Annotated in this window: 16 protein-coding genes; 8 read left to right on the top strand and 8 right to left on the bottom strand. The window is 72.1% G+C overall.

Translation table 11 applies throughout. The annotated features are described in order from the left end of the window. Positions 1 to 117: 117 nt before the first annotated feature. Complete coding sequence (locus H288_RS0107010; protein ID WP_020091878.1) at positions 118 to 510, top strand: DUF2267 domain-containing protein; 393 nt, start codon at positions 118 to 120, stop codon at positions 508 to 510. 174 nt (positions 511 to 684) lie between these two features. Continuing rightward, on the top strand, positions 685 to 903 hold the full coding sequence (locus H288_RS0107005; protein WP_012319883.1) for a hypothetical protein: 219 nt from the start codon (positions 685 to 687) through the stop codon (positions 901 to 903). Positions 904 to 906: 3 nt separating this feature from the next. On the opposite strand, the gene H288_RS0107000 is transcribed toward H288_RS0107005, so the two are convergent. Next, the gene (locus tag H288_RS0107000; protein WP_020091877.1) at positions 907 to 1,800 is read right to left on the bottom strand and encodes a hypothetical protein; all 894 of its coding nucleotides are present in this window, start codon (positions 1,798 to 1,800) and stop codon (positions 907 to 909) included. A gap of 84 nt (positions 1,801 to 1,884) precedes the next feature. Next, a complete protein-coding gene (locus H288_RS0106995; RefSeq protein WP_026604746.1) occupies positions 1,885 to 3,954 on the bottom strand; it encodes a M3 family metallopeptidase in 2,070 nt (689 codons plus the stop codon). A 183-nt stretch (positions 3,955 to 4,137) separates the two neighbouring features. Between H288_RS0106995 and H288_RS0106990 the strand changes: the two genes are divergently transcribed. From H288_RS0106990 to H288_RS0106980, 3 genes are all read left to right on the top strand, one after another. Further along, a complete protein-coding gene (locus H288_RS0106990; protein WP_020091875.1) occupies positions 4,138 to 5,097 on the top strand; it encodes an extensin family protein in 960 nt (319 codons plus the stop codon). A 76-nt stretch (positions 5,098 to 5,173) separates the two neighbouring features. After that, positions 5,174 to 6,283, top strand: coding sequence for a L,D-transpeptidase (locus H288_RS0106985; RefSeq protein WP_043712288.1), 1,110 nt, complete (start codon positions 5,174 to 5,176; stop codon positions 6,281 to 6,283). A gap of 270 nt (positions 6,284 to 6,553) precedes the next feature. Then, entirely contained in the window at positions 6,554 to 6,943 is a 390-nt protein-coding gene (locus tag H288_RS0106980; protein ID WP_012319888.1) for a response regulator, read from the top strand. A gap of 38 nt (positions 6,944 to 6,981) precedes the next feature. Here the strand turns inward: H288_RS0106980 and H288_RS0106975 are convergent, their stop codons facing one another. Both H288_RS0106975 and rsmI read right to left on the bottom strand, forming a co-directional pair. Then, positions 6,982 to 7,371 carry a YraN family protein gene (locus tag H288_RS0106975; protein ID WP_020091873.1) on the bottom strand — a complete coding sequence of 130 codons (390 nt, stop codon included), beginning with the start codon at positions 7,369 to 7,371 and terminating at the stop codon, positions 6,982 to 6,984. Next, the gene (rsmI, locus tag H288_RS0106970) at positions 7,368 to 8,339 is read right to left on the bottom strand and encodes a 16S rRNA (cytidine(1402)-2'-O)-methyltransferase (protein WP_020091872.1); all 972 of its coding nucleotides are present in this window, start codon (positions 8,337 to 8,339) and stop codon (positions 7,368 to 7,370) included. Before rsmI ends, H288_RS0106975 begins: the two co-directional genes overlap by 4 nt. Before the next feature lie 135 nt (positions 8,340 to 8,474). On the opposite strand from rsmI, the gene H288_RS0106965 reads away from it, so the two are divergent. After that, positions 8,475 to 9,737 carry a penicillin-binding protein activator gene (locus H288_RS0106965; protein ID WP_020091871.1) on the top strand — a complete coding sequence of 421 codons (1,263 nt, stop codon included), beginning with the start codon at positions 8,475 to 8,477 and terminating at the stop codon, positions 9,735 to 9,737. On the opposite strand, the gene hemW is transcribed toward H288_RS0106965, so the two are convergent. The 3 genes from hemW to rph are packed head-to-tail and all read right to left on the bottom strand — an operon-like array spanning position 9,738 to position 12,291. Beyond that, the gene (gene hemW / locus H288_RS0106960) at positions 9,738 to 10,913 is read right to left on the bottom strand and encodes a radical SAM family heme chaperone HemW (protein ID WP_043712285.1); all 1,176 of its coding nucleotides are present in this window, start codon (positions 10,911 to 10,913) and stop codon (positions 9,738 to 9,740) included. 38 nt (positions 10,914 to 10,951) lie between these two features. Further along, on the bottom strand, positions 10,952 to 11,581 hold the full coding sequence (rdgB, locus tag H288_RS0106955) for an RdgB/HAM1 family non-canonical purine NTP pyrophosphatase (protein WP_020091869.1): 630 nt from the start codon (positions 11,579 to 11,581) through the stop codon (positions 10,952 to 10,954). Then, complete coding sequence (rph, locus tag H288_RS0106950; protein ID WP_026604745.1) at positions 11,578 to 12,291, bottom strand: ribonuclease PH; 714 nt, start codon at positions 12,289 to 12,291, stop codon at positions 11,578 to 11,580. Before rph ends, rdgB begins: the two co-directional genes overlap by 4 nt. A gap of 167 nt (positions 12,292 to 12,458) precedes the next feature. On the opposite strand from rph, the gene hrcA reads away from it, so the two are divergent. After that, entirely contained in the window at positions 12,459 to 13,514 is a 1,056-nt protein-coding gene (gene hrcA / locus H288_RS0106945) for a heat-inducible transcriptional repressor HrcA (protein ID WP_020091867.1), read from the top strand. 54 nt (positions 13,515 to 13,568) lie between these two features. On the opposite strand, the gene H288_RS32170 is transcribed toward hrcA, so the two are convergent. Further along, positions 13,569 to 14,639: a DUF1236 domain-containing protein gene (locus H288_RS32170; RefSeq protein WP_326491905.1), complete on the bottom strand. Its 1,071-nt coding sequence runs from the start codon at positions 14,637 to 14,639 to the stop codon at positions 13,569 to 13,571. Between the two features lie 23 nt (positions 14,640 to 14,662). On the opposite strand from H288_RS32170, the gene H288_RS0106930 reads away from it, so the two are divergent. After that, the gene (locus H288_RS0106930; protein ID WP_020091864.1) at positions 14,663 to 16,027 is read left to right on the top strand and encodes an MFS family transporter; all 1,365 of its coding nucleotides are present in this window, start codon (positions 14,663 to 14,665) and stop codon (positions 16,025 to 16,027) included. Positions 16,028 to 16,106 lie beyond the last annotated feature (79 nt).

Genomic DNA, 16,106 nt, shown 5'->3' with positions numbered 1-16,106 from the left:
CTGCGTCACCGTGCCCGCTGTAACCGGGGAGTTTTCCTGGGAAGCGATGCCGCGCGCTTGATTTCCGACGCCTCAGAGTCGAAGGACGTCTGGAAGCGTTCCGAAGAGATCATCACCATGGAAGAACTGCTCGCCCGCGTCACCACCCGCACCGGGCTCGACGCCGCGACCGCTCAGACCGCCATCGGGCACATCCTGGCCTTCCTGCAGAAGGAAGGGCCCGCCGCCGAGGTCAGCCAGCTGCTGGCGGCCCTGCCGGGCTCCGAGGCGCTGATCGCCGAGTCGAATGCCGGCGAGAGTGGCGGCGGCGGGCTGATGGGCATGCTCGGCGGGATGATGGGCGGCGGCGGCGTCATGGCGCTCGGCCAGAAGCTGATGGCCGCCGGCGTGCCGATGGGTCAGATGCAGCCGCTCGGCCAGGAGCTGTTCGCCTTCGGCCGCGAGAAGGTCGGCGAGGACGCGATGGGCCCGATCATCGGCTCGATCCCGGGGCTGAACCAGTTCGTCTGACCGCGGGCCGGTGTGCGCGGCCGCACTGCATTCGGGTGACGCCTGGACGAAAGTAAAAAAGAGGTTGCGGAGCGAAAGCTTGACGGAACCTGTCCACGCGATCCCCGTTATTGGGGATGTGGCCCGGATCGACGCCTTCGGCAGTGTCCGGTACCGCACTCAAGCAGGCCGGCCATGCCCGTCTTCGAAGCCAAGAACCTGGACAGCGAGTTCGAAGGGCAGTCCCTGCTCGCTGCCATCCTGCACCCGACCCGCGCGGCGCAGACCCGGGCCCTGAGGCACGGTCGCCGGCGCGCTGAGCGCGCGGCGGCCCTGGCCGATCCGATGACGATCGAGCCGCGCTTCCCGATCGCGCCCGGCGAGCTGGCGCCGACCGGGTTCACGGGCCGCTGAGGTCTACCAAGCCTGCGCGGTGACGAGGCCCTGGCGGGTCACCACCACCCATTCCCGACCGTGGCGCTCGACGCCCTCGACGCGGCCGACGCCCGGGATGACGTCGCCGGGCGCGACCTCGACGAGGCGGCGCCGGCGGTTCTCCAGGATCGCGGTGCCCTCGTAGACGTCCCGCAGGGCCCAGCCCTCGATGACCGGCGGCTTGTCGGCCGCCGCCGGCTTCGGCTTGGGCTCGCTCACCTTGGCGTCCGCGACCTTGACCTCGGGCTTCGCCTCGGCGGCGCGGGCGGGCTCGCCGATGCTGCCGGTCTGGGTCGGCTCCGCCTTCGCGGCGGCCGGAGTCGCGGCCGCGCGGCGGTCGAGCTGCGCGGCGAGGCCGCTGAGGCGGGTGTTGTGGTCGCGCTCGACCTGCTCGAGCCGCTCGCCGAGGGCCGTGACCTTGCCGTTCAGGCTCTTGTCGACCTGCGCCAGGCGCTCGCCGAGGGCGGTGCTGCGGCTGGCCGCCTCCTTCCGCGCCACGTCGGTCGAGGCGCGCAGGTCGGCGAGCACGGTGTGGAGCTGCGCGATGTCGGCGGCGAGGCGCACGGTCTCGGTGCGGCCGGCATCGAGCGTCGTCTCGAGGGCCGCGAGCGCGTCGGGCCGGACCGAGGCCGGGCGGGAAAGCGCCATCACGCCCCCGCCCAGGAGGACGCCGACCGCCAGAGTCGCGCCCGGGATCGCGAACCGCTTCGGATCCAGGCGCGCCAGCGACGCCAGCGCGAGCTTCCCGCCGGCCGGCGAGGCTGCGGTCTCGGTCGCGGCGGCCGCTGCGTCGGTCTTGCCGGTCACCGCGGCCTTGAGCAGGTCGGCCGGCGAGATGCCCTGGGAAACGCCCTGCTTGGCTTCGATCTTCGTCATCGCCCCGAACTCCGCACGCGGCCTCGCGCTGCAAGCGTTCGTTAAGGACGTTTGTTTACGAAACCCTTACCGCACGCCCGTGGCTCAGGCCGCGAGCCCGCGCTTCTTCAGGAGCGGCTCGATGCTCGGCATCCGCCCGCGGAAGGCCGTGTAGGCCTCGCGCGGGTCGCGCAAATTGCCGGCCCCGTACACGAAGGTCCGCAGCCGCTTCGCCGTCTCCGGATCGAAGATGTCGCCGGACTCGCGGAACGCGTCGAAGGCGTCCGCGTCCAGCACCTCAGACCAGAGGTAGCTGTAGTATCCGGCGGCGTAGCCGTCCCCCGAGAAGATGTGGGCGAAGTGCGGCGTCCGGTGCCGCATGCTGATCTCGGCCGGCATGCTGATCCGCCGCAGCGCCTCGGCCTCGAAGGCGGGCACGTCGAGACCGCCCTCGCCTTGCGCCGAGAGGTGCAGGGTCATGTCGACGATCGCCGAGGACGTGTACTCCACGGTGGCGAAACCCTGGTTGAAGGTCCGCGCGGCGAGCAGCTTCCGCAGCAGGGCGTCGGGCATGGGCTCGCCCGTGCGATGGTGGCGCGCGTGGGTCCGCAGGACTTCCGGCTGCTCCAGCCAGTGCTCGTAGAGCTGCGAGGGCAGCTCCACGAAGTCGCGCGACACCGCCGTCCCCGACAGGAGCGGGTAGGTCACGTCCGAGAGCAGCCCGTGCAGGGCGTGGCCGAACTCGTGGAACAGGGTGCGCGCGTCGTCGAAGGACAGCAGCGTCGCCTCGCCGTCCGGCGCCTTGGCGAAGTTCATGACGTTGACGATGATCGGCGTGACCGTCCCGTTCAGGCGCTCCTGCGAGCGGAAGGCGCTCATCCAGGCGCCGGACCGCTTCGAGGCGCGGGCGAAGTAGTCGCCCAGGAACAGGCCGACCTCGGACCCGTCGGGATTGCCGACCCGCCAGACCCGGACATCGGGATGGTAGCGCGGCACGTCGGCGAGTTCCGTGAAGGTCAGACCGAACAGCCGCGAGGCCGTGTCGAACGCCGCCTGAATCATTCGCTCCAGCGGCAGGTACGCCTTGATCTCGCTCTCGTCGAGGTCGTGCTCGGCGCGCCGCACCTTCTCGGCGTAGTGCCGCCAATCGTGCGCCTGGAGGGCGAAGTTGTGGCCCTCCGCCTGGATGGTGGCCTGGAGACGGTCGCGCTCCTCCGCCGCCCGCGCGCGGGCCGGCGTCCACACGTCCCGCAGCAGCCCGGTCGCCGCGTCCGGGCTCGCCGCCATCGTGTCGTCGAGGGCGAAATGGGCGAAGCTCTCGAAGCCGAGGAGCCGCGCCCGCTCGGCGCGCAGCCGGATGATCTCCGCGATGATCGCCCGGTTGTCGGTCGCGCCGCCGTTCTCGCCGCGCCGCGTCCAGGCCGCGTAGGCGCGCTCGCGCAGGTCGCGCCGGGTCGAGCAGACCAGGAACGGCTCGATCAGCGAGCGGGACAGGGTGATGACGTGCCCGTCGAGGCCGCGCTCCTTCGCGGCGCTCTCGGCCGCGGCCCGCAGGAACGGCGGCAGGCCGGCCAGATCCTCCTCGCCCTGCAGCGGCAGGGTGAAGCTGCTCTCGTCGGCCAGGAGGTTCTGGCTGAACGTGGTCCCGAGCTCCGACATACGCGCCGCGATCTCGGCGATGCGGGCCTTGTCCTCGGGCCCGAGATCCGCCCCCGACCGGCGGAAGCGGATCCGGTACCGGTCGAGGACCCGGCGCTGCTCCGCGCTCAGGCCCTCGGCGTCGATCGCCGAGATCCGGGCCCAGAGCTCGGGGTTCAGGTAGATGGCGCTGCCGTGCCGGGCGAGCTTCGGCCCGATCTCCCGCTCGATGGCCTGCAACTCGGGGTTCGTGTGGCTGCCTGTCAGGTTGTAGAACACACCGGCGACGCGCTCGAGGGCGAGGCCGGCCCGCTCCATCGCCTCGACGGTGTTGCCGAAGGTGGCGGTAGCGGACTCACTCGCGATGGCGCGGATCTCGGAATCGTGCGCCGCCAGGGCGGCGTCGAACGCGGGCCGGTAGTGCTCCGGCCGGATCCGCTCGAACGGCGGGAGGCCGTGCGGGGTGCTCCACTGCGCCTCGCGGAAGGGATTGTCCGGCGGCAGGCTCGGGAGCCCGGCATCAGCTGCGTCCGACATGCAGTCCTCGATCTCGACGTCCACGCGACGGCGCGATCGTCCGCGCCGCAGGTGCGCCGACATGGGGTGTGCCGGCGCGATCCGGAAGACAGTGGTCCGATCGGCGCGGCCGTCAACCGGGTCCGGGCGATCCGAATGGCGTCTCGCCCGTTGTAGAGGCCAACGCCCACGCTTCGAGGCCCCATGCCGGGACGCAGCCTGTCGATCCTCCGATCCGCGACGCTCCTGGCGGGCGGCGCCCTCGCCGCGGGGCTCGCCCTCTCCGCCACGCCGGTCGGCGCCGTCGAGACGCCGGCGGCCACGGTGCCGACGCCCCCGCCCCTGCCGCCGGAGCGCCCAGAGGCGCTGAAGCCGCCCGTCGCCGAGCCGGCGCCACCGACGCCGCCGGCGCGGCCGCCCGAACTGAAACCTGCCGCGGCTGAGCCGAGCAGGGAGCCGTCGAGGGAGACCGGCCGGGACAAGCCGACAGAGTCGGCGCAGGAGACCGCGAAGGAGACCGCGAAGGAGACCGCGAAGCCCGATATCCCCGCACCGCCGCCGGCGCCGCCCGCGCGGCCGCCGGAGCTGTCGGGCGCCGCAGCCCTGGCGCTCAAGGTGACACCGCCGGACGATTCCGCCTGCCGGACACGCCTCAAGCGCCTCGGGGTCGAGTTCGAGCCGCTGCCGCCGATCTCCGAAGGCCAGTGCACCGCGCCGCTGCCGCTCAAGGTGACGAAGCTCGCCGACGGCGTGACGCTGCCGCAGGGCGCCACGCTGACCTGCCGAACCGCCGAGGCGCTGGCTCGCTGGGTCACGGAGGTTCAGATCGAGGCCGATCGAACGCTGAAGCATCCGCTGACCGCGCTCGAACTCGGCGGTTCCTATGTCTGCCGGGGACAGAACCACGACGTCGACGCCAAGCTCAGCGAGCACGCCTTCGCCAACGCCGCCGACATCATGGGCTTCGCCTTCGCCGGACGCGCGAGTATCCCCGTCAAGGCGATGCCGGACGGTTCCGAGGAGGCGCAGTTCCTCGGCGCGGTGCGCGCCAAGGCCTGCGGCTTCTTCCGCACCGTCCTCGGCCCGGGCTCGAACGCCGCCCACGCCAACCATTTCCACCTCGACGAGCGCGAGCGCAATGGCGGTCACCGCCTGTGCCAGTAGAACCGGGTGGAACGTTCCCGCAGGTCCGGCATTTCTCGGCTCGGGAGCGCGTCCGCTCCCCGGAATGACGACGGCGATGATCCCGAAACCCTGGCGGCCGGTCTGCGTGGCCCTCCTGGCGAGTTGTCTGGCCGCGCACGGCGCGGCCGCCCGGACCGGGAAGGGCCGGAAGGCCGAGACGGCCCAGCCGCCGGCGCTGACCGCCGAGGCGGTGAACGCCGCGACCCTGGCGCAGCCGGGCGCCGGGAAGACCGAGGGCACGAAGTCTGAGAAGGCGCGTCGGGCCAAGTCGTCGGACGACAAGCCCGATCCGCTAATCGTCAAGGCCCAGGTGCTGCTCGATCGCGCGCGCTTCTATCCCGGAGCGATCGACGGCCGGAAGGGCGACAATTACCGTCACGCCCTCTCGGCCTTCGCGGTGGCCCAGGGGCTTCCCGCCGGCGAGACCCTGACGCCCGAGATCTGGGACAAGCTCCAGGCGACCAGCGACAAGCCCGCCGTCACCGACTACACGCTCTCCGAGGCCGACGCCGCGGGCCCCTACGTCGAGCGGATCCCGCCCAAGATGGAGGAGCAGGCCGAGCTCAAGTCGCTGGGCTACACCAATCCCCGCGAGATGCTGGCCGAGCGCTTCCACATGAGCCGCGACCTCGTCAGCGCGCTCAATCCCGGCAAGCCCCTCGACAAGGCCGGCACGACCATCGCGGTCGCGGCGGTGGACCCGATGGGCACGGACAAGCCGAAGGGCAAGGATCTGCCCCAGGAGCCGAAGGTCGAACGCATCGAGGTCGACAAGTCGAGCCTCGACGTCCGCGCCTACGGCGCCGACGGGAAGCTCGTGGCCTATTACCCCGCGTCGATCGGCAGTGCCGAGAAGCCGGCCCCGAGCGGCGAGACCAAGGTGAAGGGCGTCGCGTTCGACCCGGACTACACCTACAACCCGAAATACGCGTTCAAGGGCGTGAAGGCGCAGCACAAATTCACCATCCAGTCGGGGCCCAACAACCCGGTCGGCCTGGTCTGGATCGACCTGGCGATTCCGAGCTACGGGATCCACGGGACGCCCGAGCCCGAGAAGGTCGGGAAGACGGAGTCCCACGGCTGCATCCGCCTGACCAACTGGAACGCCCGCGACCTCGCCGCGCATGTGACACGGGGCGCCACGGTCACGTTCAAGGACGATTGAGCGGCAGCGCGGCGACACTCGCATACGCCCGCGCGAACCCGCCCGCACAAAAATGTATCATCGGTTAACATAGCGCCCGGTCTGGGTGTCGGAACGGGCCGGGAACGCTTGACACATTGCGCATTACGGGCGACGCCTCAGGTTGTCTCGCGGGCTGACCCTCGGGCCGCGTTCACCCGTCCGGACGCTGCTCACGCGGTGCGCAAGGCGTGACCAGCCGCATGGCAAGATCCCCGGCGACGGGGGCATTCGAAGGGAAGACGGCCCGGCGTGATTGCTGACCCCAACGACGACGTCCTCAACGGCGTCCGTGTTCTCGTCGTCGAGGACGAGGCCGCGATCTCGATGCTGCTGGAGGACATGCTCCTCGATTTCGGCTGCGCCGTGGTCGGGCCGGCCGCGCGGCTGTCCTCCGCGCTGGAGATGGCGTCGCAGGAAGCGTTCGAGGTCGCCATTCTCGACGTGAACGTGGCGGGTGAGCCGATCTACCCGGTGGCCGAGGCCATCGCCAAGCGCGACCTGCCTCTGGTCTTCTCGACCGGTTACGGCGGTGCCGGCATCCGCGAGCCGTTCCGCGACAGGCCCGTCGTCCAGAAGCCGTTCAGCCAGGCCGACCTGAAGCGGACCCTGATCGGAGCGATCCGCGCCGCCCGGGACTGAGACCCGGCGCGTCGGCTCCGCCGGCCTCGGGCCGCCCGTCAGAGACCCTCGATGGTGAAGACCCGCTCGACATGGGCGGGCCAGGTGCGGGATCCGACGAACACGGCGTCGGCCCGGAACGTCGACCCGGCACACCACGCATTGCGTCCGATCCAGGCGCGGACCGCGCGGGAGAACCGCCGCCGCTTGGCAGCGTCGATCGCTTCCCGGGCATCGTCGCGGCGCGCCCGAGCCTTCACCTCCACGAACACGACGGTCTTCCAGCGCCGGACGACGAGATCGATCTCGCCGCCCGCGACGCTCACGCGCCGGCCGATCGGCCAGTACCCCTTGAGCATCAGCGCGGCGAGCGCCAGCCACTCGGCGCGGTGGCCGAGCCGGTAGGCGGCGCGGCGCCGGCCGGCCCGGTCCGGCAGGGCCCCGGTCATCCCTGGTCCCGCGCCAGCGCCAGCGCGCGGGTGTAGACGAGGCGCCGCGGCTGACCGGTCTCGTCGGACACGAGGCTGGCGGCATCCTTGATCGAATGCCGCTCCAGCGCCGCCAGGATCAGGGCGTCGAGGGCGGCATCCGAATCCGCGCTGCGCTCCGGCGCCGTCGCCGCACCGATGATCACCACGATCTCCCCCTTCGGCGGTCCCTCCTGGGCGAAGCGCGCGCTCAGGCTGCCCAACGTATCGCGCCGGATGGTTTCGTAGAGCTTGGTCAGCTCGCGGGTCACGGCCGCCGGCCGCTCCGGACCGAGCACCGCGGCGGCGTCGGCCAGCATGTCGGGCAGGCGATGCGGCGACTCGAACAGGACCAGGGTGCCGGGAACCTGGATCAGCGCCTCTAGGCGGTTGCGCCGCGCTCCGGCCTTCTGCGGCAGGAAGCCCTCGAAGAAGAACCGGTCGGTCGGCAGGCCGGCCGCGACCAGCGCGGTCATCACCGCGGACGGCCCCGGGACGGGCGTGATGGCGATCCCGGCCTCGATGGCGGCCTGGACCAGCTTGTAGCCGGGATCCGAGACGAGCGGCGTCCCGGCATCAGAGACCAGCGCCAGGGCCTCGCCGGCGGTGAGCCGCGCCACCATCCGCTCGCGCACCGCGTCGTTTGAATGCTCGTGATAGGCGAGCAGCGGCGTCGTGATCCCGTAATGCGCCAGCAGGTTCCGGGTGACGCGGGTGTCCTCGGCCAGGACTGCGTCGGCGGCCGCCAGCGTCGCCAGCGCCCGGATGGTGATGTCGCGCAGGTTCCCGATCGGCGTCGCCACGATGTGCAGGCCCGGCGACAGGGGTTCGGTCTCGCTCGCGAGGCCGAAGGCCGTGAAGGTCGTGCTGCGCGGGCGGTCGGGGGCGAGCTTCGGGGACGGAGCTCGGGTCGGGGCGGCGGGCCCCGGGTCGTCGAATCTGCGGGTCATCACCGGCGATCTTGCCACACTGGTCGCCTCTCGTCGCGGCGAGGCCGCGTGGCCGGGGGGCAAGTCCCCGCCGCCGCGTTTACATTTGAGTATCCGCCGGTCAGGCTGCGGAGCCTGCCCGAAGGAGTACGCGCCATGGCGCGCCCGACAAGCGCGCGGGACCGTCTCGTGCGTGTCACCGCCCAGACCGCCGCGCTCTGCGCGATCCTGCTCACGCTCGGCGGTTGCGTCGGCAGCGACCTCGCGCGACGCGTGACCGGGCCGCAGGCCGAGCTGTCACCGCCGGCCGCCGTGCCGGATGCACCGGGCACCGCGCCCGCGGCGCCGATGCCGGCCGCGGGCGGCAGCGGGCGCATCGGGGCGGGCTCGGTGAAGGTCGCCCTGGTGCTGCCGCTGACCGGCCAGGGATCGACCGTGGGGGCCGCCATGCGCAACGCCGCGCAGCTCGCCTACGACGAGGCCCAGCAGCCCGACCTGACGCTCATCGTCGAGGACGACCGGGGCAGTCCGGACGGCGCCCGGGAGGCGACCCAGGAGGCGCTGCGGCAGGGCGCCGAGATCGTCCTCGGCCCGCTCTTCGCCGGCAGCGTCCAGGCCGCCGCGGCCGTCGCCAGGACCGCCGGCAAGCCGGTGATCGGCTTCTCCACGGACGCGACCGTGGCGAACCAGGGCGTCTACCTGCTGAGCTTCCTGCCGCAGCCGGAGGTGGACCGCGTGGTCGAGGACGCGGTCGCGGGCGGAAAGAGGTCCTTCGCGGCGCTGATCCCCGAGACCGCCTACGGCAACGCCGTCGAGGCGGCGTTCCGGGAGGTCGTCGCCCGCAAGGGCGCGCGCGTCGCCGCCGTGGAGCGCTACCCGGCCGGCGCGCCCGGCCCGGCGGTCGAGCGGCTCGCGCGGGTGATCGCCGGGCCCGGTGCCACCGCCGACGCGCTGTTCATCCCCGAGACCGCGGACGCGATGCCCGCCGTGGCGGCCGCGCTGACGAAGGCGGGCTTCTCGCCGGCACGGGTGCGCCCCCTCGGCACCGCCCTCTGGAACGAGCCGTCACTGTTCGCGCTGCCGGCCCTCCAGGGTGGCCGCTTCGCCGCGCCGGACCGCGTCGGCTTCTCGAATTTCAGCGCGCGCTACCAGGCTCGGTTCGGCGCCGTCCCGCCGCGGGTGGCCTCGCTCGCCTACGACGCGGTGCTGCTCGCCGCGGCCCTGTCGCGGCGCTACGGCTCGCAGCGCTTCGCCGAGAGCACCCTGACCAACGGCCTGGGCTTCGCCGGCGTCGACGGGACGTTCCGGTTCCGGCCGGACGGTCAGAGCGAGCGGTCCCTCGCGGTCTACGAGATCCGCAACAACGCCGCGACGCCCGTCAGCCCGGCGCCCCGGGTTCTCGCCAAGCCGGCGATCTGATCAGGCGGCGAGCTCGGCGACCAGGGCGTTGAGCACCGGCGCCCCCCGCGCCGTGGCGGCGATGCGGCCGCCCGGCAGCCGCTCGAGCAGGCCGTCCCCGATCAGCATGCCGATGCGGTTGCCGTTCAGGGGCCGGCCCTTGAGCGCCGCGTAGCGGTCGGGATCGATCCCCTCGCGCAGGCGCAGGCCCATCACCAGGAACTCGTCGGCCTGGTCGGCGGCCGAGAGGCTCTCGGTCTCGACGATCCCGTGGCCCTCGGCCTCGACGCGGGCGAGCCACGCCTCGGGCGACCGCTCCGTCACGGTTCCAACGCGACCCTGTCCCGTCACGAGCCGTCCGTGGGCGCCCGGACCGATGCCGGCATACTCGCCGTAGCGCCAGTAGAGCAGGTTGTGCCGCGATTCCGCCCCGGGCCGCGCGTGGTTCGAGATCTCGTAGGCCGGGAGGCCGGCCTTAGCGCAGAGCTCCTGGGTGACGTCGTAGAGGGCGCGACCGACCTCATCGTCCGGCGTCACCAGCTTGCCGGCGGCGGCGAGCCCGTGGAACGGCGTCCCGGGCTCGATGGTGAGCTGGTAGAGCGAGAGGTGCTCGGCGGCCCGCGCGAGCGCGTCGCTAAGCTCCGCCCGCCACAGGTCCGGCGTCTGTCCGGGCCGCGCGTAGATCAGGTCGAAGGAGGTCCGCGCGAAGGCCGACTGCGCCAGCGCGATCGCGCCGAGCGCCTGCGCGGTGTCGTGCAGGCGCCCGAGGGTCCGCAGCGAGGCGTCGTCGAGGGCCTGGATCCCGAGCGACACCCGGTTGACCCCGGCGGCGCGGTAGCCGTGGAAGCGGCCCGCCTCGACGCTCGACGGGTTGGCCTCGAGGGTTACCTCCGCGTCCGGCGCGACCGCCCAATGCTCCGCCACCGCGTCGAGCAGGCCGGCCACGGTCGCGGGCTGCATCAGCGAGGGCGTGCCGCCGCCGAGGAAGATGCTGGTCACGGTCCGGCCCGGCGTGCGGGCGGCGGTGTGGGCGATCTCGGCGCGGAAGGCCGCCACGAAGCGCGGCTCGTCCACGCCCGCGTGGCGGACGTGGCTGTTGAAGTCGCAGTACGGGCACTTCGCGGCGCAGAAGGGCCAGTGCAGGTAGATCCCGAAGCCCGCGTCGCGGGTCGGATGGTCCGGGCCGATCGATGACATGATGGCGGGCATGTGAGCGCCCGCGCGCCGTTTGGCAATCAGGCGCCGGGCGCGAGGCAGGCGCGGCTCAGCTCGACGAAGGCCCGCGCCCGGTGCGACAGGCCCCGCCCCTGCTGCCAGTCGACCCCGTGCTTCTCCTCGGCGCTCATCTCGCCGAAGGTGCGGTCGTGGCCGTCCGGCCGGAAGATCGGGTCGTAGCCGAAGCCTGCGGAGCCCTTCGCGGCGACGAGGTCGCCGAAGACCCGTCCCTCGAACAGCTCGGTGTGCCCGTCCGGCCAAGCCAGCACGAGGGCGGACACGAAGTGCGCCCGGCGCTCGGCGGCCCCGCGCCGGTCGAGTTCGGCGAAGATCCGCGCCATCGCGCCGGTGAAGTCCTTGGTCGCGCCGGCCCAGCGGGCCGAGAAGATGCCCGGCGCGCCGTCCAGGGCGTCGACGCACAGGCCGGAATCGTCCGCGAAGGCCGGCAGCCCGGTGGCGTCGGCCGCCGCCCGCGCCTTGATCGCCGCGTTCTCGGCGAACATCGTGCCGGTCTCGTCGGGCTCGGGCAGGCCGAGCTCGCCCGCCGACACCGCCTCGATCCCGAACGGCGCGAGCAGGTCGCGCATCTCGGCGAGCTTGCCGGCATTGTGCGTGGCGATGACCACCTTCCCGGTCAGACGGCGGCTCACGCGAGGGCCTCCTTCTGCAGGGCGACCAGCCGCTCGGTGCCGGCGCGGGCGAGGCCGAGGAGCTCGAGAAGCTGCTCCTGCGTGAAGGGCTCCATCTCGGCGGTGCCCTGCACCTCGACGATGCCGCCCCGGCCGGTGAGGACGAAGTTGGCGTCGGTCTCGGCCGCCGAATCCTCGGCGTAGTCGAGGTCGAGGACCGGCATGCCCTTGTAGAGGCCGCACGAGACGGCGGCGACGTGGTCGCGCAGCGGGTCGACGGAGATGATCGAGCGGGTCCGCATCCAGGCGAAGCAGTCGTGCAGCGCCACCCAGGCGCCCGTGATCGCGGCGGTGCGGGTGCCGCCGTCGGCCTGGATCACGTCGCAATCGATCGTGATCTGGCGCTCGCCCATGGCCGGGAGGTTGGTGACGGCGCGCAGCGACCGGCCGATCAGCCGCTGGATCTCCTGCGTCCGCCCCGAAGGCTTCCCGGAACCGACCTCGCGGCGGGTGCGTTCGTGCGTCGCACGCGGCAGCATGGCGTACTCGGCCGTGACCCAGCCCTTGCCGGAACCGCGCAGCCACGGCGGCGCGCGCTCTTCCAGCGACGCGGTGCAGAGCACCCGGGTGTTGCCGAAGCTGACGAGGCAGGAGCCCTCGGCGTAGCGCGAGACCGCGCGCTCCAGGCTCACGGGCCGCAACTCGTCGGCGGCACGCTTGGAAGGCCGCATCGCGGGCCCCTTCTGTCGAGAGTGTCGAGGGCCGGGCTCTTAGGCCGCCGCGCCACCGCGGGCAAGCATCGCCGTACGGATTGATCCGCGCGGGACGGTTGGACATGATCGGACCACAGGATGACCCCGTGACACACCCCAGTTCCAACTTCTCGAACGGCCAAGCGATGCAGGCGCTCGCCGCCCTCAACGAGCGTGCCCGGGAGATCTTCCGGCAGATCGTGGAGAGCTACCTCACGACCGGCGAGCCGGTCGGTTCCCGGAATCTCGCGCGCATCCTCCCGATGGCGCTGTCGCCGGCCTCGATCCGCAACGTCATGGCGGATCTGGAGCATTCCGGACTCATCTTCGCGCCGCACACCTCCGCCGGCCGCCTGCCGACGGAGCTCGGCCTGCGCTTCTTCGTGGACGCGATGCTCGAGCTCGGCGACGTCAGCCAGGACGAGCAGGCGCGCATCGAGGCGCAGATGCGCGCCGCCGCCTCGGGTCACACCTTCGACTCGGCCCTGGCCGAAGCCTCGACCATGCTGTCCGGCGTCTCCCGGGGCGCCGGGGTCGTCCTGACCACCAAGGCGAACGTCAACCTGAAGCACATCGAGTTCGTGCGCCTCGATCCCGCCCGCGCCCTCGTCATCCTCGTCTCGGACGACGGCTCGGTGGAGAACCGCCTCGTGGACCTGCCGGCGGGCCTGCCGGCCGGGGCCCTCCAAGAGGCGACGAACTTCCTCAACGCGCGCCTGCAGGGCCGCACCCTCGGCACGCTGCGCGCCGAGATCGAGGCCGGCCGCAAGGCGATGAAGCGGGAGCTCGACGCGATCACCGAGCGCCTCGTCGATGCCGGGCTCGCCACGCCGGTCGGCCCCACGGAGGCCCGCCAGCTGATCGTGCGCGGGCAGGCGAACCTGCTCGACGACCTGCGCGCGGTCGAGGATCTCGAGCGGATCCGCCTTCTGTTCAACGATCTGGAGACCCAGAAGGACGTGATCGACCTCCTGTCCCGCGCCGAGGGCGGCGAGGGCGTGCGGATCTTCATCGGCTCGGAGAACAAGCTGTTCTCGCTCTCCGGATCCTCGCTGATCGCGGCGCCGTTCCGCGACGGCTCGCAGAAGATCGTGGGCGTCGTCGGCGTGATCGGTCCGACCCGGCTGAACTACGCGCGGATCGTGCCGATGGTCGACTACACGGCGCGCGTGGTGTCGAAACTCCTGGACGGCGGACGGTAGAGGGCACCGGGCAGAGGATCCGCCCGGCCCACCGATCTTCCTGTGATTGCCCGCTCAGGCCGGGATCACGTCCACGATCTCGTAGGTGTCGGGATCGATGATCACGATGTCGTCGCGGACCAGGACGAAGTCGTAGCCCTCGTATTCCGGCACCAGCTCGATGATCGCCGGCGGCAGCCTGTGGAGCCTGACCGAGCGGGGGATCGCGGTGCCGATCGCCAAGCCGAAAGCCACGTCCCGGAGCGGCGAGACGCCCAGACGCGTGATCGAGCTGCGGAACTCGGTCCGCTGACGGGTGTCGAGGCGGCCGACAGCGCCGCGGACGGCGCCGCGGTCGCGGGCACCGGCACGGCCGTCCCGTTCGCCGGCCGGACCGCGACCGCCGCGCTCGGGACCGGCCGCGTCGCGGTTGCCCCGCTCGGGTCCGGCACCCGGCTCGCGGCCACCCCGATCGCCGGCACCGCGTTCACCCGCACCGCGTTCACCCGCACCGCGTTCACCCGCACCGCGTTCGCCCGCACCGCGTTCGCCCGCACCGCGTTCGCCCGCACCTGGATTCGCGGCCGCGCCGCCCCGGTCCGCCGGTCCGTTGCGCTCGGCCGCGCCGCCCGGGCGACCCGGTCCCTCGGCGCCGCGCGGCCCACCCTCGGCACCGCCGGGACCGCGCACCGCCCCGCCTTCGGGCGCGCCGCCCCGCATCCCGCCGCCGGCGCCGCCAGCAGGGCCGCCGGCCGGGCCGCCGCCGGACGGACCCGCGCCCGCGCCGGCCCCACCACCCGGACCGCCGGCGCCGCCGCCCGCACCACCGGGTCCGGCCCCGCCGCCGCCCGGTCCGCCCTGCGCGAACGCCGTCGCCGCTCCGGCGACGACGATGGCGGCCGCGACCGCGTCTCTCAGAACTCGCTTCATGGCTTCTTCCTCCTGTGGTGGTCGGAACGCCATCGACGCCCACGCCGGCCCGCAACGGGGCCCCGGGCCGAACCGTTCCCTCCCGCGGCACCGTGGACGCGCGGCCGGTGACACCGCCCTGCGCTGTCCTCGGCTAAGTCGGATCACGGTCTTGCGATCGGGCGCGTCACCTGTAACGTCGCGCCGCACCAAGAAGAGACCGGCCTCGGCCGGCACCAAGATTGATCGACGGAGACGCCATGTCCGCCTCGCGCGACGATACGATCGGTATCGCACCGAGCGACCTCGATGATGCCGCGGACCGCAAGCGCCGGATCTGGGCGATCGTCGGCTCGTCGTCGGGCAATCTCGTCGAGTGGTACGATTTCTACTGCTACGCGTTCTTCGCGCTCTATTTCGCGCCGGCCTTCTTCCCGAAGGGCGATTCGACCAGTCAGCTCCTGCAGACCGCCGGCATCTTCGCGGTGGGCTTCTTCATGCGGCCGATCGGCGGCTGGCTGTTCGGGCGCATCGCCGACCGCGTCGGCCGTCGGACCTCGATGGTCATCTCGGTGCTGATGATGTGCTTCGGCTCGCTGCTGATCGGCATCCTGCCGACCTACGAGCATGTCGGCACGCTGGCCCCCGTGCTGCTTCTCCTCGCCCGCATGCTCCAGGGCCTGTCCGTCGGCGGCGAGTACGGCACATCGGCGACCTACATGAGTGAGGTCGCGATCAAGGGGAAGCGCGGCTTCTTCGCCTCGTTCCAGTACGTCACGCTGATCGGCGGCCAGCTCCTCGCCTCGCTGGTCCTGGTTCTGCTGCAGACGGTGATGACCGGCCCGGAACTCACCGCCTGGGGCTGGCGCATCCCGTTCTTCATCGGCGCTGCGCTGGCGGTCGTCGCGCTCTATCTCCGGCGCTCGCTGGCCGAGACGAAGGACAGCAGCGACAAGGAGACCGCCGGCACCTTCTCGGCGCTGGCCAAGCACTGGCGGGCGTTCCTGGTCGTGGTCGCCTACACGGCCGGCGGCTCGCTGAGCTTCTACACCTTCACGACGTACATGCAGAAGTACCTCGTCAACACCGCCGGTATGCCGAAGACGTCGGCCTCGCAGACGATGACGGTTGTGCTGTTCGTCTACATGATCATCCAGCCGATCTTCGGCGCGCTCTCCGACAAGATCGGCCGCAAGGCGAACATGCTACTCTACAGCGGCCTCGGCACGCTCATGGTGGTGCCGCTGATGACGGCCCTCGGCACCAACAAGGACCCCTACCTTGCCTTCGCGCTGATCACCCTCGGGCTCGCCGTGGTGTCGTTCTACACGGGCATCAGCGGTATCGTGAAAGCCGAGCTGTTCCCCACCAACGTCCGGGCGCTCGGGGTCGGCCTCTCCTACGCGATCGCCAACGCCACCTTCGGCGGCACCGCCGAGTTCGTCGCCCTGTGGTTCAAGGACGCCGGCATGGAGAGCACGTTCTTCTGGTACGTGACCGTCCTGATGGCGATCGCCTTCGTGGCCTCGCTGATCATGCCGAACCCCAAGGTCCACGGCTATCTCGACGGCGCGGGCACCGTCGAGGAGGCGCTGGGGAAGAAGCCGCGCCTCGCCCACGCCTGAACGGACGCCCGGCTGGACCGGGCCGGACTTTCACGCTGATATGCCTCCCGCCGGGCGCGCCAGACGCCCGCGGGAGGAC

Source organism: Methylobacterium sp. 285MFTsu5.1, assembly GCF_000383455.1.
GTDB lineage: Bacteria > Pseudomonadota > Alphaproteobacteria > Rhizobiales > Beijerinckiaceae > Methylobacterium.
This window is presented reverse-complemented; position numbering and strand designations above follow the sequence as displayed.